Origin of the sequence: Mesorhizobium silamurunense, from assembly GCF_014843825.1 — a bacterium.
GTDB lineage: Bacteria > Pseudomonadota > Alphaproteobacteria > Rhizobiales > Rhizobiaceae > Mesorhizobium > Mesorhizobium silamurunense.
This window is the reverse complement of record NZ_JHQR01000045.1, coordinates 1-21,183: the sequence shown is the minus strand read 5'-3', so window position 1 is coordinate 21,183 and position 21,183 is coordinate 1. Positions and strand designations below refer to the sequence as shown.

Annotated in this window: 20 protein-coding genes and 1 pseudogene; 11 read left to right on the top strand and 10 right to left on the bottom strand. The window is 60.3% G+C overall.

All coding sequences use genetic code 11. The features are described 5' to 3' along the window. The first annotated feature begins 3 nt into the window (after positions 1-3). From DH10_RS04685 to DH10_RS04675, 3 genes are read left to right on the top strand one after another with little or no spacing between them, the layout of a single operon-like run. Positions 4-4,524, top strand: coding sequence for an Eco57I restriction-modification methylase domain-containing protein (locus DH10_RS04685; protein ID WP_192384284.1), 4,521 nt, complete (start codon positions 4-6; stop codon positions 4,522-4,524). Next, entirely contained in the window at positions 4,514-6,481 is a 1,968-nt protein-coding gene (locus DH10_RS04680) for a hypothetical protein (RefSeq protein WP_192384283.1), read from the top strand. Before DH10_RS04685 ends, DH10_RS04680 begins: the two co-directional genes overlap by 11 nt. 2 nt (positions 6,482-6,483) lie before the next feature. Further along, a complete protein-coding gene (locus DH10_RS04675; protein WP_210327754.1) occupies positions 6,484-7,281 on the top strand; it encodes an HNH endonuclease in 798 nt (265 codons plus the stop codon). A gap of 327 nt (positions 7,282-7,608) precedes the next feature. Here DH10_RS04675 and DH10_RS38100 read toward each other — a convergent pair. The 3 genes and pseudogenes from DH10_RS38100 to DH10_RS04660 form a co-directional block, all read right to left on the bottom strand. Beyond that, a pseudogene (locus tag DH10_RS38100) lies at positions 7,609-7,883 on the bottom strand (MFS transporter); the annotation flags it as partial. Positions 7,884-8,070: 187 nt separating this feature from the next. After that, positions 8,071-9,573 (bottom strand): transposase, encoded by a 1,503-nt coding sequence (locus DH10_RS04665; RefSeq protein WP_425515282.1) that lies wholly within the window; start codon positions 9,571-9,573, stop codon positions 8,071-8,073. A gap of 302 nt (positions 9,574-9,875) precedes the next feature. Then, complete coding sequence (locus DH10_RS04660; RefSeq protein WP_192384300.1) at positions 9,876-11,537, bottom strand: MFS transporter; 1,662 nt, start codon at positions 11,535-11,537, stop codon at positions 9,876-9,878. Positions 11,538-11,930: 393 nt separating this feature from the next. Here DH10_RS04660 and DH10_RS04655 point away from each other — a divergent pair, with 393 nt between their 5' ends. The 4 genes from DH10_RS04655 to DH10_RS37550 all read left to right on the top strand — a co-directional run bounded on the left by DH10_RS04655 (position 11,931) and on the right by DH10_RS37550 (position 13,956). Beyond that, the gene (locus DH10_RS04655; protein WP_192384282.1) at positions 11,931-12,131 is read left to right on the top strand and encodes a hypothetical protein; all 201 of its coding nucleotides are present in this window, start codon (positions 11,931-11,933) and stop codon (positions 12,129-12,131) included. 60 nt (positions 12,132-12,191) lie between these two features. Continuing rightward, complete coding sequence (locus tag DH10_RS04650; protein ID WP_192384281.1) at positions 12,192-12,395, top strand: hypothetical protein; 204 nt, start codon at positions 12,192-12,194, stop codon at positions 12,393-12,395. A 597-nt stretch (positions 12,396-12,992) separates the two neighbouring features. After that, the gene (locus DH10_RS04645; RefSeq protein WP_192384280.1) at positions 12,993-13,265 is read left to right on the top strand and encodes a hypothetical protein; all 273 of its coding nucleotides are present in this window, start codon (positions 12,993-12,995) and stop codon (positions 13,263-13,265) included. Between the two features lie 556 nt (positions 13,266-13,821). Further along, entirely contained in the window at positions 13,822-13,956 is a 135-nt protein-coding gene (locus DH10_RS37550) for a hypothetical protein (protein WP_281423805.1), read from the top strand. A 46-nt stretch (positions 13,957-14,002) separates the two neighbouring features. Here DH10_RS37550 and DH10_RS04640 read toward each other — a convergent pair whose 3' ends face one another. Both DH10_RS04640 and DH10_RS04635 read right to left on the bottom strand, forming a co-directional pair. Further along, a complete protein-coding gene (locus tag DH10_RS04640; RefSeq protein ID WP_246811485.1) occupies positions 14,003-14,299 on the bottom strand; it encodes a hypothetical protein in 297 nt (98 codons plus the stop codon). 539 nt (positions 14,300-14,838) lie between these two features. Continuing rightward, entirely contained in the window at positions 14,839-15,093 is a 255-nt protein-coding gene (locus DH10_RS04635; protein WP_192384298.1) for a WGR domain-containing protein, read from the bottom strand. Between the two features lie 548 nt (positions 15,094-15,641). On the opposite strand from DH10_RS04635, the gene DH10_RS04630 reads away from it, so the two are divergent. From DH10_RS04630 to DH10_RS04620, 3 genes are read left to right on the top strand one after another with little or no spacing between them, the layout of a single operon-like run. Further along, the gene (locus DH10_RS04630) at positions 15,642-16,073 is read left to right on the top strand and encodes a DUF2384 domain-containing protein (RefSeq protein ID WP_183454856.1); all 432 of its coding nucleotides are present in this window, start codon (positions 15,642-15,644) and stop codon (positions 16,071-16,073) included. After that, positions 16,070-16,552 carry a type II RES/Xre toxin-antitoxin system toxin gene (locus DH10_RS04625; protein ID WP_192384278.1) on the top strand — a complete coding sequence of 161 codons (483 nt, stop codon included), beginning with the start codon at positions 16,070-16,072 and terminating at the stop codon, positions 16,550-16,552. The genes DH10_RS04630 and DH10_RS04625 overlap by 4 nt, the downstream gene beginning before the upstream one ends. Positions 16,553-16,592: 40 nt before the next feature. Next, a complete protein-coding gene (locus tag DH10_RS04620; RefSeq protein WP_192384277.1) occupies positions 16,593-16,760 on the top strand; it encodes a hypothetical protein in 168 nt (55 codons plus the stop codon). Here DH10_RS04620 and DH10_RS04615 read toward each other — a convergent pair. After that, positions 16,757-16,918: a hypothetical protein gene (locus tag DH10_RS04615; RefSeq protein ID WP_192384306.1), complete on the bottom strand. Its 162-nt coding sequence runs from the start codon at positions 16,916-16,918 to the stop codon at positions 16,757-16,759. The two genes, DH10_RS04620 and DH10_RS04615, sit on opposite strands and share 4 nt — an antisense overlap. A 56-nt stretch (positions 16,919-16,974) precedes the next feature. Continuing rightward, entirely contained in the window at positions 16,975-17,235 is a 261-nt protein-coding gene (locus tag DH10_RS04610; RefSeq protein ID WP_246811484.1) for a hypothetical protein, read from the bottom strand. A 333-nt stretch (positions 17,236-17,568) separates the two neighbouring features. Between DH10_RS04610 and DH10_RS04605 the strand changes: the two genes are divergently transcribed. Continuing rightward, entirely contained in the window at positions 17,569-17,955 is a 387-nt protein-coding gene (locus DH10_RS04605) for a hypothetical protein (protein WP_127420656.1), read from the top strand. A 345-nt stretch (positions 17,956-18,300) separates the two neighbouring features. Here DH10_RS04605 and DH10_RS04600 read toward each other — a convergent pair whose 3' ends face one another. From DH10_RS04600 to DH10_RS04590, 3 genes are all read right to left on the bottom strand, one after another. Then, positions 18,301-18,609 (bottom strand): hypothetical protein, encoded by a 309-nt coding sequence (locus tag DH10_RS04600; protein ID WP_192384275.1) that lies wholly within the window; start codon positions 18,607-18,609, stop codon positions 18,301-18,303. 823 nt (positions 18,610-19,432) lie between these two features. Beyond that, on the bottom strand, positions 19,433-19,897 hold the full coding sequence (locus DH10_RS04595; RefSeq protein WP_192384273.1) for a Ros/MucR family transcriptional regulator: 465 nt from the start codon (positions 19,895-19,897) through the stop codon (positions 19,433-19,435). A 656-nt stretch (positions 19,898-20,553) separates the two neighbouring features. Further along, positions 20,554-21,183: alanine dehydrogenase (locus DH10_RS04590; RefSeq protein WP_192384271.1), on the bottom strand; the 630-nt coding region annotated here is incomplete at its 5' end.

The window sequence follows — 21,183 nt, the reverse complement described above, 5'->3', positions numbered from 1 at the left end:
CCAATGGCCCGTAAACCCGTCACAGACATGTCGGCTTGGCCGTCGCTCAGCCTAGAAGGCAATCTGATCGCGCCCGCCATGGTCGCTACCATCGACCGCCGTGAGTCCGCAGAGCAAAAGGAAGCCGATTACGGCATCCGCAAGGGCCTGACGCTGCGCGAGGAGATTTCGACCGCCTTTCGCGTCGGGCAATCCCATTTCGACGCGTTCGCCAAGATCGAGCATCCGTCGGCCGAAGCGACCCGACGTTTCATTCGCGCGTTCCTGCAGGAGACGTTCGGATTTGACGATCTCGCCGCAGCGGATGGCGCTCTTTCGTTCATCGCTGGCGAACGGGTGCCGATCGTGGTCGTGCCCCCTTCCGACGAAAAGCTCGACCGGCGTAGCCCGACGCTCTCGGTGGATCGGTCTCGCTCCCCAGCCTTCGCCCTTCAGGATTACCTGAACGAGCATGAGGAAGCGCTCTGGGGCCTCGTGACCAACGGCACGCTGATCCGCCTGGTGCGCGACAACGCATCGCTGACCCGCCCGGCCTATATCGAGGCCGACCTTGCTCAGATCTTCACCAACGAGGATGCCGCATCCTTCGCCGTTCTCTGGCTTCTGATCCACCGCAGCCGGTTCGGCGTTGCGGGCGCCCCTACCGACTGCGCGTTGGAGCGCTGGCGGGATGCCGGCTCACGGGAAGGCGAAGTCGCCCGTGATCGTCTCGCCGTTCAGGTCCAGATCGCGCTCATGGTGCTCGGCTCGGGCTTCCTCGAGGCCAACCCCGACCTCGCCGCCAAACTGAAATCCGGTGAGGTCAACCTGACCGACTGGTTTAATGAGCTTCTGCGCCTCGTCTACCGCTTGATCTTTCTGATGGTGGCGGAGGACCGGAACCTCCTCCACCCAGAGAAGGCCCCACCGGCAGCGTGCAAGCTGTACGGCGAAGGCTACAGCCTCACCGCCCTTCGCGTCCAATGCTACCGCGCGGCCTCCTGGGACAAGCATCACGATCGTTACGAAGGCATCAAGGTCGTCTTCCGCGCTCTAGCCCATGGGCAAGACGCGCTCGCGCTTCCGGCGCTCGGCGGTCTCTTCTCAGACGACAAGCTGCCGCATCTCGAAACAGCCCGCCTGCGTAACCGCGCCTTCATGGAAGCGCTCTACCGCCTTGCCTGGCTTTCCGACAAAACCGGCATGGTTCCGGTCAACTGGCGCGCGATGGAGACAGAGGAACTGGGCTCGGTCTATGAATCCCTGCTCGAACTCCAGCCTCAATTGGGCGACGACGGCAAATCTTTCGGCTTCGCTACCGAGGCCGCCGAGCAGAAAGGCAACCAGCGCAAGACCACAGGCTCGTACTACACCCCGGACAGCTTGGTTCAGGCGCTGCTCGACACTGCGCTTGACCCCGTACTGGACAGAACGGAGGCGGAGGCGGACGACCCCGCCAAAGCGCTCCTGAAACTCTCAATCATTGACCCTGCTTGCGGTTCAGGCCACTTCCTGCTGGCCGCCGCCCGCCGCATTGCCACACGCGTCGCTCGCATCCGGGCCGATGGCACGCCGGCGCTGTCTGACTTCCGCCATGCTCTGCGCGATGTCGCGCGGTCCTGCCTTCACGGCGTGGACCGCAACCCCATGGCGGTGGAGTTGACCAAGGTCGCACTGTGGATCGAGACCGTGGATCCGGGCCTTCCCTTGGGATTCTTTGACGCACAGATTCGCTGCGGTGATGCACTACTCGGCGTCTTCGACCTTAAGGTGTTGGAGGACGGCATCCCTGACGCTGCCTATAAGCCGCTGACCGGTGACGACAAGGACACCGCGAAATACTACGCCCGCGCCAACAAGGATGCGAAGGCCGGTCAGGGACAGCTGGATTTCACCGGAGGTCGATCTCGCCTGCCTGCGATCCGGCCGATCGCCACCGAATACACCGGCTTTCGTGCGCTGAGTGAAGATACACTCGAAGACATCATAACCAAGGATCGCCGCTTCCGTACGATCCGTGAAGAAGAGGCTTTCCACAAGGCGGAGACGGCTTGTGATCTGTATATCGCGGCCTTCCTTCTGCCGAAGACCGGCGGGGCTCCAAGTTCGCGTGGAACGCGGTTGGTTCCAACTACGTCCGATGTCTGGCAGGCACTGGATGACGGGCAGGTCTGGGGGCCAATCATTGGGCAGGCCACCATGGCACGCAGAGCCCGTGCGTTCCACTGGCCGCTGGAGTTCCCGGACGTTATGCAGCGGGGCGGCTTTGACGTGGTGCTGGGCAACCCGCCGTGGGAACGAATCAAACTGCAGGAGCAGGAGTTCTTTGCAGCCCGCAGCCCCGACATCGCGGGTGCAGCGAATAAGGCTGCGCGAGAGCGGCTGATTAAGTCATTGGAGAAGGCGACGGACGGTTCCCCCGAGCGCGCGCTGTTTAATGCCTTCGTTGGAGCTAAACGGGAAGCAGAAGCCTCGAGCGAGTTCGTCCGAGTGGCAAGTGGTGAGGGTGGCCGCTTCCCTCTCACTGGCACAGGCGACGTCAATACCTACGCGTTATTTGCCGAGCTCTTTGCACGGATTTGCGGCCCTACAGGACGTGCTGGAGTGATATTACCCACGGGCATTGCAACTGACGCGACGACCGCGCCATTTTTCGCGTGGCTGATCGACAGCAAACGCCTTGCTAGCCTCCTGTCATTTGAGAATGAGGAATTCATATTTCCCGCAGTTCATCATTCCTTCCGGTTTTGCCTTCTGTCGATCGCATCTGAAGGGCAACCAGAAGCACAGTTTGCGTTTTACCTTAGGCATCCGTCAGCAATCGCAGATCAGGAACGCACTTTCACGCTAAGCGCGGAACAAATCGCCGCGATAAATCCTAACACGAAGACTGCCCCCGTGTTTCGCTCGCGTAGCGACGCGGAACTAACTGCCAAGATCTATCTTAATTCGCCAGTCTTGATCGACGACACGAAGAGAACGAACGGAAATCCTTGGGGTGTAGGGTTCGCGCGCCTTTTCGACATGGCCAACGATTCCCAATTATTCCAAACCGCGACGCAGCTAAACGCAGAGGGTTTCGTTCGCAATGGCACGGATTGGGTCATGCCATGCCTAGATGATCAAGCTAGTATGGAGCACCCCGCGCCTACGAAAGACTACTCCTCGACCAATCGACTCGTGCCGCTATACGAGGCGAAGATGGTTCACCAATTCGACCACCGCTGGGCGTCTTACGATGAAAAGGGAGAGACAGCCGCAGATGTGTCAATCGAGTTGAAGGCGGACCCCAACTTTGAGCCGCAAGCACGCTATTGGCTTCCTGCGACAGCTGTGACGGAAAAACTGGAGAACAAAAGTTGGCCACGACATTGGATGCTGGGCTGGCGCGATATCTGCCGGTCTCATGACCAGCGCACAATGATTGCCTGCATCACACCCGCTTGGGGATGCAACGACAAATTCCTGCTTATGATGCCTGAACAATCGCCTGATTTGATTGCGGCATTGTATGGCAACATGAACAGCTTGGCCGCAGATTTTGTCGTTAGACAGAAGCTGGGCGGAACCTCCTTCAAATATTTTACGATGCGCCAGATCGCATTTGTACCCCCGGATTTCTACAGCGCACCCCGCCTCGCCTTCATCGTCCCGAAGGTGCTGGAACTCACCTACACCTCTCACGCGCTGGCCTCCTTTGCCCGCGATCTGGGCCATGACGGCCCGCCCTTCGCCTGGGACGAGGACCGCCGGGCTTTCCTCCGCGCCGATCTCGATGCTTTCTATGTCCGCGCTTACGGTCTGACTCGCGATGAATTGCGCTACATCCTCGACCCCACCGACGTGAAGGGCGCCGATTACCCCTCGGAAACCTTCCGCGTGCTCAAGGAAAAGGAAATCCGCCAACACGGGTTTTATCGTACGCAACGACTTGTCCTAGCCGCCTGGGATCGGATGGAGGCGGACGGGACGTTCAGGGAGTTGGGACTCGCAGATGTGCGGATGGCGGACCATGTCCCGATTTCGATACAGCTGCCGCCGCTCGATAGTTTGCGAAACGCGGCATGGTCTTGGCCCCCAAGCGTCCAACCGCGAGATCGCCTCCGCTACGCAGCTCAGTACGCGCTCTGGCTGATGAACGATGCGGACGATGGTCGGCGTGCGGGATTCCTTGTCGCTAGCCTCGCGGAACCTGCCTTGCTCACTTCCTTGCTAGCCGGCTCCGAGCGAACCCAATGGATTAGGCTCGTCGGCGCGGAGGCGCAGCCCGCCCAAGGCGTGGTCCGGCTGCGCCCTGCCATTAATGAAGCGTGGCGATCGATGTTCGAGGCGCTGCTCACCGCAGGCCAATTGGAGGAGCGCGCCGACGGAGCGTGGACGCGAGGGCAGCATTTCAGCCTTTCCGGATTGCAGGCACAGTCGGCCGACGCCCAACGTGCCGCCTTCGCGATCCGCGCCATCCGGGGCATCGATATTGGCACTCTTACCGCAGCCGTTGCGCAGGAGGACAACGTCGTTTGGGTGAGGTTCGGACATGCCGGCTGATCTGTTCGCTCCGGTAATGCGCCTGCCGGTAGCACCGGTAGGTCGGGCCGGTCCTCGGCTTTGGGTCCGTCGCCTGGCCATCTTCAGCGATCCGAACACCATCATCCGCGATGTGCCGTTGAAACCCGGCCTCAACATCGTTTGGACACCAGACATGTCGAGTAGCGGAAGCCGGGCCTTGGCTCATGGCAGCGGCAAGACGACCTTCTGCCACATGCTTCGCGCTTGCCTTGGGGAAGTCGGCTATGCAACGGACACTCAGCGATCACGGATATTCGCGCGACTTCCAGGCGGCTTGATTGCGGCCGAAATTCTGATCGATGGCGTGTGCTGGGTCGCTGTTCGCCCTTTGGGGCTACCGGGCGGTGAGTTTGTGGCGCAAGCCGCGTCTATCGAAGATGCCATCGCGCGGGGTCGTCGCGATGGCGATCAAGCCTTCATCGACCCCTTGATGATTGATACGTTTTTCCCAATGATCGCGAGAGTGACGCCCCCGGAAGTCAGCCGCGAACAGGTCTGGGATGTCCTTCGGGCCTGGTTGACGCGCGATCAGGAGTGCCGCCTTGCCGACATTTTAGCATGGCGGTCACCGCAAACGCAGTCTCGTTCCCGCGCGCAGGTGCTGGGCGAGACAGCCAAGCTGACAATGGTGCGCCTTGCTTTGCGTGCGCTTGACGCAAAAGAACAGACTGCTGCCCTCCGCGAGCGGGGACTTGTGACCGCCGCGGAAGATGAGCGCCGCCGCCAAGCTTACCAGCAACAGCGATATCTTGATGGGCTGAAGGTCGTAAGGACAGCATTGAGTGCCGGCGAGGAGGTCGGCTTCGAGGACACCATAGATTGGAAGGGACTAGTTTCGCTGGCGGAGGCGGCGCTGGCCCAGGCGATGCGTGCCGATTTGCCAAAACCACCCGATGTCGGCTCGATATTCGCTCGATTAAACGCGCTCAACGAGGAACGTCGGGCGCTGGAAGCAAGCCATCAAGGGTCTGTGAAGGAGGCGGACGCTAAGCGGCGAGAAGCAGAGCGTTATCGCGCAGAAGCGAACTTAGGCGAGATCGACATCACCCAAGGAAGGGTGCGAGTCTGCCCAATCTGCAGGGTCAGCGTGGACGAGACTCTGGCCAAGGGTTGCAGCATTTCGCTTGAACGGTGCGATCTGGCTGCGCTCAAGGCGACTATTGCTGACAAGCTCGTGAAGGCAGCACAGTTAGCCGGGGAAGCGGATAACGCCGCGCACGAAGCAAAGAAGTTGGAGGCACTGATCAATCAGCTCGGTCCTCGCCAGCAAGCGCTCGAGGCGGAGGCCAAGAGGGCTGATGTTGTCAGTCGTGCAGCTCAAACCGCAGCGAAAGACGCCCAGGATCGGATTTATCGGGCAAGGCGTATACTCGACGATGTGCGATCGCTTCGCGAAGCGGAAGCAGCCGCAAAACCCGCGCCTTCAGCTACTGCCGCGCTAGACGCTGTTCGCGCGCAACTTGACGCGGGGCGTTCGCGAGCTCGCGCCGCGATTCGGACTCTGGAGGAGAGATACCAGGGGATCATGGCCGCTTGGCTCCCTGATGGAGTTGAGGGGACCGTCAAGCTCGATGGCCATGGACTGAAGGTCGACGCTCAATTCGCAGGACGAGGCGAGGTTTCTACGGCAGCTTTGGACTCCCTCAAGATAGTTGCCTTCGACCTCGCCGCCTTGCACATGGCCGTCGAGGAGGAGGCAGATCTGCCTGCGTTCCTTGTCCACGATAGCCCGCGAGAAGCTGACTTGGATGGGCAACTTTACGAACGCCTTTTCGGGCTACTGCATCAATGGGAGAAGAGCGTGGAGACGCCTTGTTTCCAATATATCGTGACTACTACGACAGCTCCGCCCCAGGAACTGCAGACCGACAGGCATGTCAGGCTTCAAATGAGTTCTACACCGGCAGAAATGCGCCTGTTTGGAAGGGATCTCTAATCATGCACAGTCAGGATGCGATGGTTGAGGCACCCCAGTCCTTTATAGTGCGTGAGGAGTGTGAGAAGGCTGCCTCGCAGAACGGCTTCCGCCGTGTTCTGGGGCAAGAAGCGGGATGGGCAGCCTTTGGCTCGACGACAGCCGAGGGCAAGGTCCACCTTGCGGCAGCAGGGGAGCAAGGGCCCTGGTTTCTTGCACTGGACCACGCAGGCGTCATCGCCGAACTGGGCCTGCCAGCGACTGACATGCCAGGTCCTGGTCCTGGGCGTGTCCGCCTCGCGTTCGAAAGCCTAGGCGCACTCTATGGGACTCTGCGTCGCGTCTATGAACTCACTATAAGCTTACCGGATGCACCCCTACGGGAGTTTGAAGCAAAAGTGGCGGACCTACCTCGGACGACCGAAGTAGAACGACTGGTCGTGCAGAGGATCGGTCAGGACATCTTTCGCACTCGGCTTATGGACTATTGGCAAGGGTATTGTCCCCTTACCGGAATTTCCGACCCGGCCCTGCTGCGCGCCTCACACATCATCCCGTGGGCGGCTTGCGAAAGCGATGCCGAGCGGCTCGACGTCCATAACGGACTGCTTCTCTCAGCGCTGTGGGACGCCGCATTTGATCGCGCGCTCGTCACTTTCGACGACGAGGGACGGCCGGAATTTGCTCCCAGCCTCAGCGAGCACGCGCGCGGCGAGTTGCGCTGGCGTTTCCCGATTTCCCTTACGGAGGAGCATCGTCGTCGGCTAGCACGTCATCGTATGCGAGCGCGGGCGTCACTCATCGCAGCGCGAGGCGCCTAAAGACGTCCTTCTTCAAGGAGGCCGGACATGGACCGATCCGGCGCAATAAAATATTCCTCGCCTCGAGGAGCTATCCGAGATTTGGCAAGGTATTTGCTATCCTCGTCTGTTTCGTTTTGTTCCTAGATGCACTGCGGGTTACTTATGAAACGGTGTCTGGCTGGCACCAAAACTTCATGAAATGGGGCAGCAAAATGCTGGCTTTTTTGGCCGGCTTTTGGCCGACTTTTGGCCGTTCTGAGGTCATGGCCGGGATGTGATCGGGTTTGCCGCCGAGCGGCTGATGGAAATGGAGGTGGCGCGGCCACCGGTGCCGCCTATGGCGTAGCGCCATCTGGTGGCCAAGGGTACGAAATAGGTGAGGATGGTCACGGCGAAAGCCGTCAGGAGGCCAAAAGAGGCAACCACAATGCCACCGAGTGCCAGGCCCAGATAGCACCGGAGAGGCTATAACCATCAGGCTCCGGACGGCGAACATGACCCGGCGCCGGCTGAAATTGTCGGCGAGGGCCCCGGGGAACAAGGACAAAATGAAGGCGGACAGGGTTCGATGAAGCCCGCACCAGCTCAACCATCAGATCGAAAGTCGAGACTGTCTGCATCAGCCAGCCGAGGCTGGAAACTTGGGTCGCGAGCCAGATCGAAAGGTTGGATTCCCGCCAAACGTCGTTGGCACCAGATGGTTGTGGCGCGACAATTCTGATGAGAAGCCGTATTGCCTCACCCTGGAATGCTCTCGAACGATCTTTCCGTTGCCTCACCATAATGTTCCCCTGGGCTGGGATTCCATCAATGCGCGATCAGCTCAATTGCCGGCTCCACGTGCATCGGGCCGAACACCATCGCGTGTGCCTTTTCCTTCCGCCAGATCTTCAAGCGGCGCTGCAGCGTGCGCAGAAGTGGATCAGGATATTGCCCCGGCTGCTCCGCCTGCAGACGCACCAGTAATTCGCGGCTCGTCCGCCAGGGCTCTTCGTCGAACCACGCGCGCAACTGGCCTGTGACCTTCACGAGCGGATCAGGTCGGCGACGCCCCCGCTTTTGCCTCGGCTTGGCTCGTGCAGTTGGGCGGACTTCCCCCTCCTTCCAAGCCGTTCGCAGACCCGACAGGAACTGGTCCAGCGCGGGATCGCTCACCACCAGCGCAGGCGTGCAGGGTTCATCGGCGATGTTGACCAGGCGCTGCTGCGCCGATCGCATCTCCTGCAGCAGCTTTACCGGGTCCAGCCTCGCCTGTGTTTGCGCAAGCTTGGCACGAACCGGTTCAGGCGTGCGTGGATCTGCCAGCAGTCGCTGGCAAGGTGTTGCCGCGGGGTGATAGCGCTTGCGCACGCGGGCGCCGTCCCGTTCCTTTCCGGCCAGCTTGAAGGAGGGTTGGAAGAAGTTCACGAACAGCCGCACCGTCGCATAGAGCTGTGCAAGGGCAGCAGCGGCTTCGAGCCCCTCCAGCCGGCGATACCCGACAATGCGTCGCACCACGGCGCCGTTCTTCTGTTCGACGAAGGCCTGGTCATTTTTGCGGTAAGGACGGCAGCGGGTGAACTCGATACCGGCATCCAGACAGTAGTCGCGTATCGTCTCGTTCAGGAACACGCTGTCATTGTCCGTGTCGAATCCGAGAAGCCGAAATGGCAGGAGCCGCCGCAATACCGTCAGCACCTCGCTCAACAGCTTCTGTTCACGCACCAGCAAGGGCGCGCATTCCGTCCATCCGCTCGCGATGTCGGTAAGACAAAGCGTTTGTATGAAGCTTCCCCGCGTCGTCGGCCCGCTGTGCGCCACCAAGTCGGCCTCGACGAATCCAGGCGCAGGATCCTGCCAATCGGAGAAGGTTCGGATCGGAATGCTGCGCCGCAGCGCGGTGGACGCTGGACTGCGACGGCGTCTCGGCCCACCAGCGATGTCTCGAACCTCGCGAAGGGCGCGGTCGATCGTGGCCGCGCTCATCGCCAATAGCCGTGTGCGGATCTCGGCGGTTAGATGCAGATGCCCGTGACGCTCCATCGCCTCCACCAAAATCGGAATCAGCATCTTCAGACGCTTGCCGCAGATGCGATCCGAAGCTTCCCAGAGCACGATCAGCGCTTCGCGCACCGCGTCGTCATAAACCCGGCGCTCCGGTCGCGGGCCCGAACGCTGCGCCTGTGGTCCATTCCGCAGCAACCGCATGGCATGCTTGCGGTGAAAGCCGCTTACCGCCGCGAATTCATCGAGAATGCGCGACTTCTCTGCCCGATCGCCTCGGGCGTAGCGCTTCGCTACTACCTTCACCAGCTCATCCCGCGTCGCCATGCTTATCCGCCTCAACGGCCCAACATCCGGGAGCAGTTCAGGCGATGCAATGCGCGCTCGCACCTTCATTGTCGCGCCGCACAGATGGTGCCGTCTCGCCGGTGTCAGCAGGGCTCGAACTACCGGCGCGATATCGTTCGCGATGGCGGCCAGGTCAATGCCACCCAGATTGACTGTGGCCGCTTGGCCGGCGCCTCGCGGCCCCGTCCTCCGCTGCATGGGGTTGAGTATGTCCCGATGCGCGCGGCCTCAAGTCTTCGGAATGTCGAAGCCCTCAGCGTCCTTATCCAGATATGTGATGGTCAGGCTCGATGACGGGGAAGGTGGAGGATTGACTGGTCGGGTTTGCGGGCCGAGCTTGTCGGCCGCTCAATCGAAAGCGTCATTTGAGGCGCTTCCTCCCCCGCGTGCAACTGGAAGACACGTTCGTCCAGTTCCTTGTCTACTTCCGTGAGACGATGGTTTAACCGAAGGTAGTCCGTCCAGGTCGGCGTGCGGAATGTCTCTGTCCATTGCATAGGCTTCTGCAGGTTGCGCTGAAGCGTCCAGTTCCGAGCGCCGACGCGGCTGTGTACATGCCTGCGCTGCCGCATGAGGTCGAGGAAGGCCTCGAGATTTCTCTCGGCTATCAGATACTCGACCTTGACGACGATCGGCCCGCTTCTTGGCTTTAAATTGAGAGCGACAGCCGGGGCGTCGAATTCCTCCAAAGGATCGGGCTCTGAATCGTGGCGCTCGCGAAGAGGAAACAGAACGCCGGCTGCGGCGACGAGCAACAGGGCTCCAGCGGAACCCTCCAGCGCCCTGGTCAGGGAGTAGTTCTGGGAAACCGTGCCCCATACCCAACTGCCGGCGGCGATGCCGCCATCTATCAAGGCATAGTAGATCGAGATGGTGCGCCCCACGACCCAGCGCGGGCTGGCCAGCTGCACACTCACGCCAACCCCGGACCAGGCGGTGACCCAGCCCGCGCCGCCCAGGGCGAGCGCAATTGCCGCCACCGCAATGGAAGAGGTCAGTGCCAGGGAAAGGGAGCATGCCGCACAGGCGACGCAGGAGAGCTTCATCAGCCGTTCTTGCGATAAGCTCCGTCTGAATGTGCTGTTGGAGAGGCCGGCGAAGACGGCGCCTGTGCCGAAGCCGGCCATGAGCGTGCCATAGGCGAGCGGTCCTCCCCCCAAATGATCGCGGACCACCAGCGGCAGCAGCGCGAGGATGGCGATGCTCGCCAGGCCAAAGAGGGTTCCGCGGGCGATCGCCGCCTTGATCTCCGATGACATCGCCGTGAAGCGCAGCCCGTCATAGATCGCCGTTTTCATCGACTCACGCGGGAGAGGTGAAGAGCGAACCTTCCACTTGCAGCGCCATATGGTGCCTAGCGGGACCAGATAGGTGAGTGTGGTTACGGTAAAAGCTGCCAAAAGCCCAAACGAAGCAACCACGATGCCGCCGAGCGCCGGGCCCACGGTCCGCACAGTGTTGAAGCCGACGGAGAGCAAGGTGACGGCAGCGGGAACATCGCGTCGGTGCACCATATCGCCAACCGAGGCCTGCCAGGCAGGATCGTTGAGAGCGCCGCCGCTTGCGATCAAGAAGCTGAAGCCGAGGATCATCCACGGACTGACAAAGCCCAGCGCCACGGACGCAGTGAGCATCGCAGAGGCTATCACCATAAGGCAGCGGCCGGCGAACATGACCCGGCGCCGACTGTAATTGTCGGCGAGAACCCCAGCGAAGACGGACAATATGAACGCGGGCAGGTTCGATGAAGCCTGGACCAGCGCAACCATCAGATCGGAAGTCGAGATTGTCGCCATCAGCCAGCTGATGGCGACAGTCTGCATCAACCAGCCGAGGCTGGAAACCTGGGTCGCGAGCCAGATCGACCGAAAGGTCGGATTCCCGAGCGGCGCAAATGTCGTTGGTGCAGCCAAATCTTCATTTGATCCAGCCACCCTACTCATTTTTCGAGCCTTTGCTTTCCGAATATTGGCAGGTGTCTCGCATGCAATCTCGACTGGATCGTGGCGGCTGGTAACTGAGAGATTATGCCAATCGCGAATTTCTTCCGCGTCGACGCTCCCTGGAGCGGGGACATCGAGCTCTTGGCGCCGACCAAATGCCTGCATGGCGCCAGCAGGAGAGCCGGCCGATCGCAGCGGCACTGAGGAACGGAGCGGGATCCATCGGACCAGATTGCCCCGGAGTTCTCGGGCGCAATGTTTCTTCGACGACCTCATTTGTTTCGATGCCTTTGGCCAAAAAGGAAGTAGGACCCTTTACATCGGCGATAAGGAGCCAAAGGGCATCGTCGGTTGAGCGATCGTCGCGCTTCGCGTTACAACAGGGAGAGAGCGATGACCAATTCGGAAAAATCCCCAAGCGGCATAGCCTACCCTGACGACCTCGCGTTGCTGAAGCGGGTCTATGATCGGATCTGCGAAGAAAGAGGAATCCGCGCAGGCTCTGCTGAAGCGGAGCAGCTGGCCACGCGAGCTATGGACCTATTTGGTATGGGCATTTTCGAAGAAGATGCTCTTTACAAGAACCTGGCATAGGCAGCTAATCGTCGTGGGCCCTAAGAGGGGATGGGTGGGGAACACGGGAGGAAATGATCGATGGACTACGAACTTGGTGTTCGCAATCAAGATGACGATCAGCCTTACGAGCTTACCTGTTTCGCCAAAAAGTATGGCCTGACGCTCCCGATTGCGGGTGCCGTACTGTTCGCAAAAGGGCACTCTCGAACGGCGTGTGACACCGCTGCTTTGGCTTTCCTCTGCGCCGTCGCCACATATGCCAGAAAACAATCGGCGCGCTAGTTTTCGTCGAGAACCAAGTAGCGAAGCGCGGTGCAAGTCCGGTTTCCCTGGCTGGTGTCTGATACGGCCGGTCAGGCTGCCTTCACCCATTGGGTGGCCGGCGCCTCATGGCCTTCGGCATTAGGCCGGGGCTGTCCCCCATGGGCGCTTCCAAAGCCAATTCGGCATCTCCCGTTCAAATTGATGAATGCGCTGCCGACATAACGGTCGGTTTCGGCGCTGAGCCATACGCGCAAAAGGCGGCTGAACTCGCGTTGGACGCCAAGCAGATCGTGCCAACGATCGGGGAGCCCATCTCGCCAGCCGGCCGGAAGCATTAGGTTCCACCAAAGAAGCAAAGATGGACTCTAACCAGAGTTTAGCGGCCGAGAGCCGCCTTAAACAGACCGGGCAGGTTCATCTTGCTTCAACCACATCATCCAAGGTGCATAGGTTTGGGAGCCCGGATTCTCGCTTGTCGTTTCACTCATTATGCTTCATCAAAGGGCACTTTGCTGAGCGATGCCTTTTCGCGAAACGCGATCATGTTCTTTCGTTGGAAAATCACTCACCAGCGGCGTTGGATGCGCTGAGTATGTCTTGGGAGAGTGAGGACGCTTGCAGATATTCGACAGGATTGACTCGCTGATTGACGCAGAAGATTTCGGGGCCGCGATCGGAGAGACGCGCGCCCTGCTGCTTCAGCTTGAACAAAGGTCTGACGCGCTCACATATGCGATCGACGACTTTCTGCTCGATCTGATGACACTGGCTTTCATTGATGAATGTTACGGACGCGACTTTGAACTTTTGGCGCGAACGCTTGCCCGTAGAAGACTGGCAAAGGTCAGGCTTCTGTCGGGAGGGGTCGACTCCGTCAGGCAGAAATGACACCAAAGCCTGATGGCTGAAGCGGCGGTCGCCCCGCGCTGCGCACAGTGACGAAGGTAATGGTAGCGCCAAAAAAATAGGGCCATCGGAAAACCGAGGCCCTTTAGGTGTGAAGGTCAAAACCTTCGGAGGGGAACAGCTGATACGATGGAATGGGAGGAAACCATCGCGTGCATCAGCTGCAGGCTTAATGGCTAAAAGTTGTGCAATGCGCAAACACATTTTGTGCAGTGCAGCTATGCAAGAACGGAGAGGCTCCCTCCTTCCCCCACATTTTCGCCTGGAATGTTCGTGCTGGTCCCCTGTGTGCGTGCCCGGTGCAATGCGGAGGTCACCTGAAAAGCGTGATCCCGGCAGGAAGGCTTTGCCTCGCGCGGCTCGCAAGATCTGGCTACATAGGCGCTCGTCCAGCTCTAACAACAGGGTGAACCATCATCGCTCGATCGGCTGTTTCGATCTCGAATATTTCGGTCAGCGCTTGGGTATCGCTACAGCACTATCCGGATGCGGACCGGCGCGGATAACGAGATCGAGCTCCGCATGACCGTGACGCCGCTTGGAGCCGTCTCCCCGCCTCGACACGCCTCTCGACGATCTCGAGGTGAGGGGAGCGCCTGCGGTCGTCAGCGCCGAGGTGGAGGCAGCGCTAGCGACCGACATCGGTCGCAGCGACGAAGCCAAGATCACTTGAACGTAGGGCGACTCCGATCGGGCAGATGAGGGGATCGTGTTGCCCATCAATGCACTGCCGGCTTGGACAAGGGCAGCTCCCTGAGGATCTTGTTGATGATCTTGCGGAGCTGCCGCCAAGTGGAGAGGTTTCGTTCGTCCACCCGCTCCTCAATGGCCGTCAGCGTCCAACCGACGCAGGCAATATCGTCCACCGCCATATAGGTATCAGACCGCTTGATGCAGGCCACGATGCGCGGGCGGGCATCGCCACTATCCTTCGGGATGCTGGCAACCAGGGTTTGCGCTTCTTGATAGGCGAGCGCGATACGCTGCCGATCCTCGGGACCGCTTTCCAGGATCATGCGGCAAGTCCACGCGAGGGTGTTCGATATTTCCTCGGATTCATCCCTCATTTCGGATCGGATTCCCATGAAAAGTCCGAAAATGTGGAGGAGGGCAGGGGGCGAGCTCGAACTGCCGGGCCATGCCGCGCCCCATCGCGTTCTTTCCCATGTCTCGATCAAAAGCTCCTCGTTCTACAAGTGGGCCGATTACCTGAACAACGCCGCTCCTGGCAAGGCAGCTGATTTCGGTTAGATGGATCAAAGATGATTGGCAGATTATCGCTATGCAGGTTGCCGGATCCCGGCCATGAGGTCGACTTGCTTGAGGCGAGCAGCCGGTGTTTCCCCTTCGAGCGGATTCGGAGGATCTGGTTGGCAGCCATGGTCAAAACCCCGCTCAAACCGCATCGAACGCCCTGAACTTCGGATCCGCATAGTGGCGGAGCTTGCTGCGTGTCTGTTGTAATCGCGTTCTTCCGACATGATCTCGTCGTCTCGTCGGAGAGGGACCGATAACGGCGCCCCCGCGACAGTTCATGCGCAAGCAAGATGCGCCCTCAGGCGGCGCCGTTATCACGATACCCACGTCGGCGCTTCGAGCGTTCGAGTCGCTTCGACGCGGAAGCGGCATCGTCGCTGCTGTCGAATGTCTCGATCATCGATTGGCCATTCGAGCCGATCCGGCCCCAGTTGCGGATCACGGAGGCACCGCCAAACAGGGTAGGCTGGATCGCGAGCGTATAGAAGCACCGCATGTTCTGCGCCGGATCGATGCGGCGAAGATGAACCGAGCCTGTCTCCTCTTTCTCCATGGCCGGATACTCGCTTCCATTGGAAGCGGCGCCCAACGACTTTCATGAATCGGTCCATCGCCATGGATTCATCATCTTGATGGATCAATGGCACCAGCGTCAGCGCTCATGCCCTTACCGCCATTCGCGAATGATGCGTTGCATGATCGCATTGAGCATCTCGCGGTCTTCCCGGCGACAGCGAACGCCGACATGCCCGATTTCGAGTGTCCAATCGAAAGCCGGGCCTTAAATTCTTGCATTGATACCGGCGTCAGGCTCTCTCCAGACTATAGACAAGGGTTGCTCAAGTCGCATGTGCTGCCGTCACCGCCGAAGCTCGCCGACCAGAGCGGGCTCTGTAGGTGCCGCGCTGGCCAGGACACTGCACTCGTCAGCGGCAATTTCGACACGATTGTCATTGTCGCGTTTTCGGCCGGGCCGATTGCTGATGGCGGCCGAACGAACGGCGTGACAGGTAGCCGTTGCCGATCGGTTCGCGTCGGTGCAGGGCTTGCACCGCGCACCATGTGAGGCTATATCTTGCCTCACATGGAATGGAGAGTGATATGCTAGCGTTCGGCAATGTCGCAGACGTGTTGGGGCTGCCCGTAAAAGAGGTGGCGGCGCGGTCGCCTTTCGGGCTGATCTCGCGGATCGAGGATGGACTTCCCATTGGGGCGCTCGAGCGCGTTGCGCATCTTCTGGCGCCTGGCGATGCCCAATTCAAGTACCGGCTGATCCCAAAGGCGACCTACGAGCGACGCAAGATGGTACATCGCCTCTCCTCGGACGAGGGCACACGATTGGCCCGCGTGGCGCGCGTCTGGGGGCTTGCTGTCGATGTCTGGCAGAACGAAGAGGAAGCGCGCGATTTCTTGTTTCGGCCGCACCCGATGATTGAGGACAAGCGACCGATCGACGTCGTTATCCTGAGCGAGTTCGGCGCCGAAATGGTGGTCGATATCCTCGGAAGTCTGAAGTATGGCAGTGCTGCGTGACGGCGCAGACTCTCGATCGCACGCTATCGTCCTTTCGCATCGGCGATCCGGCCGGCACCTACCCGATCTTCGATGCGACCGGCTCGACAATTGCGCCAGGGCGATGGAATACGCCTGGAAGTCCCGTCATCTACACCAGCGAGCACTATTCGACGGCCCTGTTGGAGAAGCTGGCGCATGGCAGCGGCCGACTGCCGCCCAACCAGCACTACATCGAAATCACAATCCCGCGCGGACTGAGCTACGAGGTCTTTTCCCAACCGTCACTGCCCGGCTGGGACACGATGCCGGCGACGGTGAGCAAGGGATTTGGCGAAGCCTGGTGTTCGGAACGGCGCAGCGTCATCCTGCTGGTGCCGAGTGTCGTGGTGCGTCTCGATTGCAATGTGCTGATCAATCCGGCGCATCCGGAGTTTTCAAGGATCCAGACAAGTCTGCACCAGCCCGTTTACTGGGACCGGCGGTTGTTTGGCGCGTAACGGGGAGGGGCTTTCTGTCGCCTACAACCCCGAGGCATTAGTGAGACTGACGCGGCGCGCATCTGGAGTGAGGAGAGCGTCGCCATGGTCGTGGGCCTATGATCTGGAGGAGGCGATCTATCTCGCCGACAGGGTACTGATCATGCCTAAGGAGAAAGGAGGCGCGGCTGACCACGTCGACCTGCTGCACCCGCATTTCACCGACTAGCGAAGACGTTCCAAGCAGATGGCGCGGCGGTTCTGAGGCCGCAGCAGCGGGTCGATAGAATCGGGCACGTCCTCGAACAACTTCGTGGTGGTACAGCGGTAGACGACATAGGCCAGAGTGCCGATGATGAGCAGACAGAATATGGTTGCAGGCTGCATTTGGCTTCCCCTCCGACCAGTCGCATCAGGGCAGTTTGAGAGCGGCGAAGCTTCCGCTAACGCGCACCTTTCTCCGATATTCCGGCGATGCATTCCTCCAGGCATTCGAGGCGGAACTTCGCATTGCGGAGTTCATATCCGGCTTCGAAACGTCGATGGCGCCCTTGTGGTGTGATCGCCATGAGGTCGTGCTCCAGTTCCGCAATGCGCGCACGCACCTGCCGAGCGTCGTCCTGACGCAATGCCTTGATCCATCCACGCCCGCGCATCAGTCTTCCTGCCAGCACCCACCCAAAAAACCATGCGGGTTTATCCATCGAGACCCTAATTTCCGGCAAGCCGAAACGTTCGTAATTTAACTTTGGCTATTTTAGCGAAGACAAAGAGGTTCTCGGGAAAAAGGGCGGCGGCGCTTGGGAGGACGAACGAAGTGATATCAGAAGGCCGTCCGTCCTATCGGCCATCTTCGGCTCTGGTGCCTGCGCAATCTGTTTGAGGAGCGCTGCAACGGCTTTGGGCATCCCGCGGACAAGCGAAATAGCGCCGGTCAAAGCGCAGTTGCAATGTAGGCATCGGGAGCGCGGTTGGTGTGTGGATAGTCAGCCCTGGCCTATTGTCCATTGAGCCAGCCGGCGCGCATTTTCGCAGCCATGGTGGCGGAGCATGTTGAATTGGCATTGTTTGAGCAGTCACTCGGCAATATCGAAGGCCTGCATCGGCCGTTCTGTGATCGTGTGGCTGACGCTGCCGAAAAAACCGCCGGATCGGTTCTTTTCGATGTCCGTGTCGACGGCGATATCTGCGTTCAGCGCATGGCTGCGATTGGATATGGCGTCACCGGCACGGCAATAATCGTAATGGAGAAGAATGGACAACTTAGATGCGCATCGGTAAACGGCGACACCGCTCTTTTGGTGGCAGAGTTGGCTGCCTGGGATGCGTCTCCGCTGCGTGAGCAAGCGAAGATTGACCCCTGCGGAACGGCCATCATCCTGCTAGCGAAGCTTCGAAGCTCAGGTCACTTCGCCGTTCTCTAAGCGGCTAAGCGCCGCTTCCTACCTTGCGGGCAAAGCAGCGGCGAGACAATGTCCGGGTGCAAGTGTGCCTGGCGTCGAACTCGTCAATTTCACCGGGTATCGAAAACACTCTAAGCAGATGGCGCGGCGGCGATGAGGCAGCAGGCGCGCGAACGGCCGCCAGCAGCAGCCTCTCGGCAGTGAGACCCGGCTTCGTCGCCGTCCTCAAACTGCTCACGGTGAACGCGGGCGCGACTGGCTCCGGCGGGATCGATCCGAACCACCCTGGCATCACCTTCGGCCCCCGCGACCCGGCCTCGCTGCTCGCAGAGCAGCGTCGGTCTTCGGCGCGCGAGTAGTCGGCCTTCAAGACGGTGCCTTCGATCCATCCGGCACCGGCTCTTCCTCAGCCGGCGGCGGCTGCGGAAGCGACGCGTCCAACATGTTCATATGCTTGGGGTCGGAACCTGCGTCACCGGTGGTGAGCACAGGCGGAGAACGAACATCTTCAAGGAAAATCGGCCGGGGCGTCGCCTCAGAGATCACACCGTCCGCCTTCGCTTCCGCAATATCGCCCGTGATGGCGACCAGGTCGATGCCGCCCCAGATCGACTGTGGCCGCTTCACGAGCCCACGCTTCTGTTTGATCTCGACGACAAAGGGCCGCTGCCTCATAGTGTTCTCGGCGGGTTTCAGGGGAGTTGCGAACGTCGTCTAGGCTGGACGCAGGCCTTCGTCCACCCGCTCCTACGCATTTCCAACGGTTTTCGAAGACGTTGCTGTCGTCCAAGCCATGACTGAAGCGGCTCACCGCCGACGCGTGGGCCCGCGCTCCCGATCTCTTGTCCTGCTGTCAGCATGACCGCCATGACGATCATATCGCCCACGCAGCCGCCTTTATCGGGCCCATCGCGAAGTCGCAAAATATGCAGAATGCAATGAAGATGATCACCACCCTTGTCCATACTCCCATGTTCCCGAGTATGTCAGATGCGTCCAACACATTTTTGGAATCGGTGACGGGCGACCGATTCATGCTGCTGATGGACTAGAGCGTCAGCATGGCGGCCACAGCGGCCGATCGGCCACCCTTCGAGCTGCCGCTCGATCATATTGATCAACTGTCGGGCGGCCGGAAGTCACGGATGGGTTGCGGCCCGGCAACCGATCGCCGACTCGGTCGATCCGGAAGCCGAGCTTGGCGCCCATGCAGATTGCGAAGGAGGTAAGAAACCTGCCGTGACCTGAGACACTGGCGCGTCCTAATTGCAAAGGTTTACGGTCACTCGAGGAAGGACTGACTGATGGCCGCTCGATAGGAGCGGGCGAGAACAAGGCTCAACCGGAACGCTGGAGTAAGCAGATTGCTGCAAGCCGGCGCGAACCCTGGGGGAAACCAAGCTGTTTGAAAGGGAAGGCGGGGTTGGTTCCCCGCCTTTTCATATTCCGCGCAGACTTTGTCTGTTGCGCGCGCCACAACGAACCTCGAGAGATCAAGTCAGGCTGCGGCTTTCTTGCGGGTCCGCTTGGCCAGCTCCGTTTCCGGCTCTTTCGGTTTGCGGCCGAGCCCCATTGTCTTGGCCAATGCCGAGCGCGTAGCGGCGTAATTCGGTGCGACCATGGGATAATCGGCCGGCAGGCCCCATTTGACGCGATATTCGTCCGGCGTCAGCCCATAGTGGGTCGACAGATGGCGCTTTAGCGATTTGAACTTCTTCCCGTCCTCAAGAGAGATGATGTAGTCCGGTGTCACTGACTTCCTGATCGGGACAGCAGGCTTCAGAGCCTGCGGCTCTTCTGCAGAGCTGCTGGTGCCGGCCGGGCCTTTAAGTGCCGCGTGCACCTGGCCGATCAGGGCAGGGAGATCACCTACCGGGACCGGATTGTTGGAGACATAGGCTGAGACGACATCGGCGGGGAGCTCGATGAGGACGTCGATATTGTTGTCGGCTTCTTCTGTCATGAAAGGCTCCGGGTGGCTTGAAAGACAGTCGGCGAAGTGTCGCTACATAGTGGCGGTTGCCGCTGAAAGCAATAAAACCCCGGTAAGACTATTGGATGCTCGTCCTGCGCTGCAGTTCATAGCGAAGCCATCCCGCCGTCGTGCGCGTGTTGGTCCGCCCGCGTCGGCTTATCCATGCGCGATGTCGCATGAGGAAGCGATCCTGACCTGAAACGCTACTAGTCTCGATTTCTTCTATCCTGAAGTTCGGAATCGATCATTCGGAAAAATCAGGTCCGGCACGCTCGACGATGGCTACCCCTGCGAGCAGAGCTGGACGCACGTAATGCAGCAGAATCGGACTTGCCGGTAGAGCGGGAGTGCTCCTGTTTCTCAGCAACGATCTGGCCGAGACCGGGAACGATTGCACCGGGCACCCGGCGGCGACAAAAGCGCGTGCCCACGGGGAGGGGCCCTTGGTACTCAGTCGTATCAGGAAAAGCCGGAGATTTCGGCTAGCGATGTCCAGAGCCAGCATCGTCGGGCAGTGTTTCCCCGACGAGCTGCCCGCGACATTGACTGAAAGGGCGGGGAAGATGCCTCTGGCCAATCTTCGCCAAGAAAAAGCCCGCCGGAACGAACCTGCGGCGAGACGGGAGGAAGCTCTTGCTTGTGCGTCAGGCGGCCAGGACCGCCTTGGGCTCGACCAGCTCGTAGCCGAGTGCTTCGGCCACAGCGCGATTGGTGATCTTGCCCCTGTGGACGTTGAGACCGTTGCGCAGATGGTGATCGTCGATCATCGCCTTCAGGCCCTTGTCGGCGAGCTGCAGGCCGTAATGCAACGTCGCGTTGTTGAGCGCATGCGCCGAGGTGACCGGCACTGCGCCCGGCATGTTGGCGACGCAGTAGTGAATGACACCGTCGACGTCGTAAGTCGGATCGGCATGGGTGGTGGCATGCGAGGTCTCGAAGCAGCCGCCCTGGTCGATGGCGACATCGACCAGCACGGAACCCTTCTTCATGCCGGACAGCATTTCGCCGGTAACGAGCTTCGGCGCGGCGGCGCCCGGGATCAGCACGGCGCCGATGACGATGTCGGCCGAGAAGCATTCTTCCTCGAGCGCCTCGACGGTCGAGTAACGGGTGTGCACCCGGCCGGCAAAGAGGTCGTCGAGCTGGCGCAGGCGCGGGATCGAGCGGTCGATGATGGTGACGTCGGCGCCAAGGCCGGCGGCCATGCGAGCGGCATGCAGACCGACGACGCCGCCGCCGAGCACTGTGACCTTGCCGGGCAGCACGCCGGGCAC

Bases quoted from the DNA above. Each gene is read 5' to 3' on its own strand.
- DH10_RS04650 (WP_192384281.1), top strand. From the start codon at position 12,192: ATGGACTACGAACTTGGTGTTCGCAATCAAGATGACGATCAGCCTTAC.
- DH10_RS04655 (WP_192384282.1), top strand. From the start codon at position 11,931: ATGACCAATTCGGAAAAATCCCCAAGCGGCATAGCCTACCCTGACGAC.
- DH10_RS04640 (WP_246811485.1), bottom strand. From the start codon at position 14,299: ATGATCCTGGAAAGCGGTCCCGAGGATCGGCAGCGTATCGCGCTCGCC.
- DH10_RS04665 (WP_425515282.1), bottom strand. From the start codon at position 9,573: ATGGCGACGCGGGATGAGCTGGTGAAGGTAGTAGCGAAGCGCTACGCC.
- DH10_RS04675 (WP_210327754.1), top strand. From the start codon at position 6,484: ATGCACAGTCAGGATGCGATGGTTGAGGCACCCCAGTCCTTTATAGTG.
- DH10_RS04600 (WP_192384275.1), bottom strand. From the start codon at position 18,609: ATGAGGCAGCGGCCCTTTGTCGTCGAGATCAAACAGAAGCGTGGGCTC.
- DH10_RS04595 (WP_192384273.1), bottom strand. From the start codon at position 19,897: ATGACAGAAGAAGCCGACAACAATATCGACGTCCTCATCGAGCTCCCC.
- DH10_RS04610 (WP_246811484.1), bottom strand. From the start codon at position 17,235: ATGGATAAACCCGCATGGTTTTTTGGGTGGGTGCTGGCAGGAAGACTG.
- DH10_RS04660 (WP_192384300.1), bottom strand. From the start codon at position 11,537: ATGAGTAGGGTGGCTGGATCAAATGAAGATTTGGCTGCACCAACGACA.
- DH10_RS04680 (WP_192384283.1), top strand. From the start codon at position 4,514: ATGCCGGCTGATCTGTTCGCTCCGGTAATGCGCCTGCCGGTAGCACCG.
- DH10_RS04615 (WP_192384306.1), bottom strand. From the start codon at position 16,918: ATGCAGCCTGCAACCATATTCTGTCTGCTCATCATCGGCACTCTGGCC.
- DH10_RS04605 (WP_127420656.1), top strand. From the start codon at position 17,569: ATGGTGGCGGAGCATGTTGAATTGGCATTGTTTGAGCAGTCACTCGGC.
- DH10_RS04630 (WP_183454856.1), top strand. From the start codon at position 15,642: ATGCTAGCGTTCGGCAATGTCGCAGACGTGTTGGGGCTGCCCGTAAAA.
- DH10_RS04685 (WP_192384284.1), top strand. From the start codon at position 4: ATGGCCCGTAAACCCGTCACAGACATGTCGGCTTGGCCGTCGCTCAGC.
- DH10_RS04635 (WP_192384298.1), bottom strand. From the start codon at position 15,093: ATGGAGAAAGAGGAGACAGGCTCGGTTCATCTTCGCCGCATCGATCCG.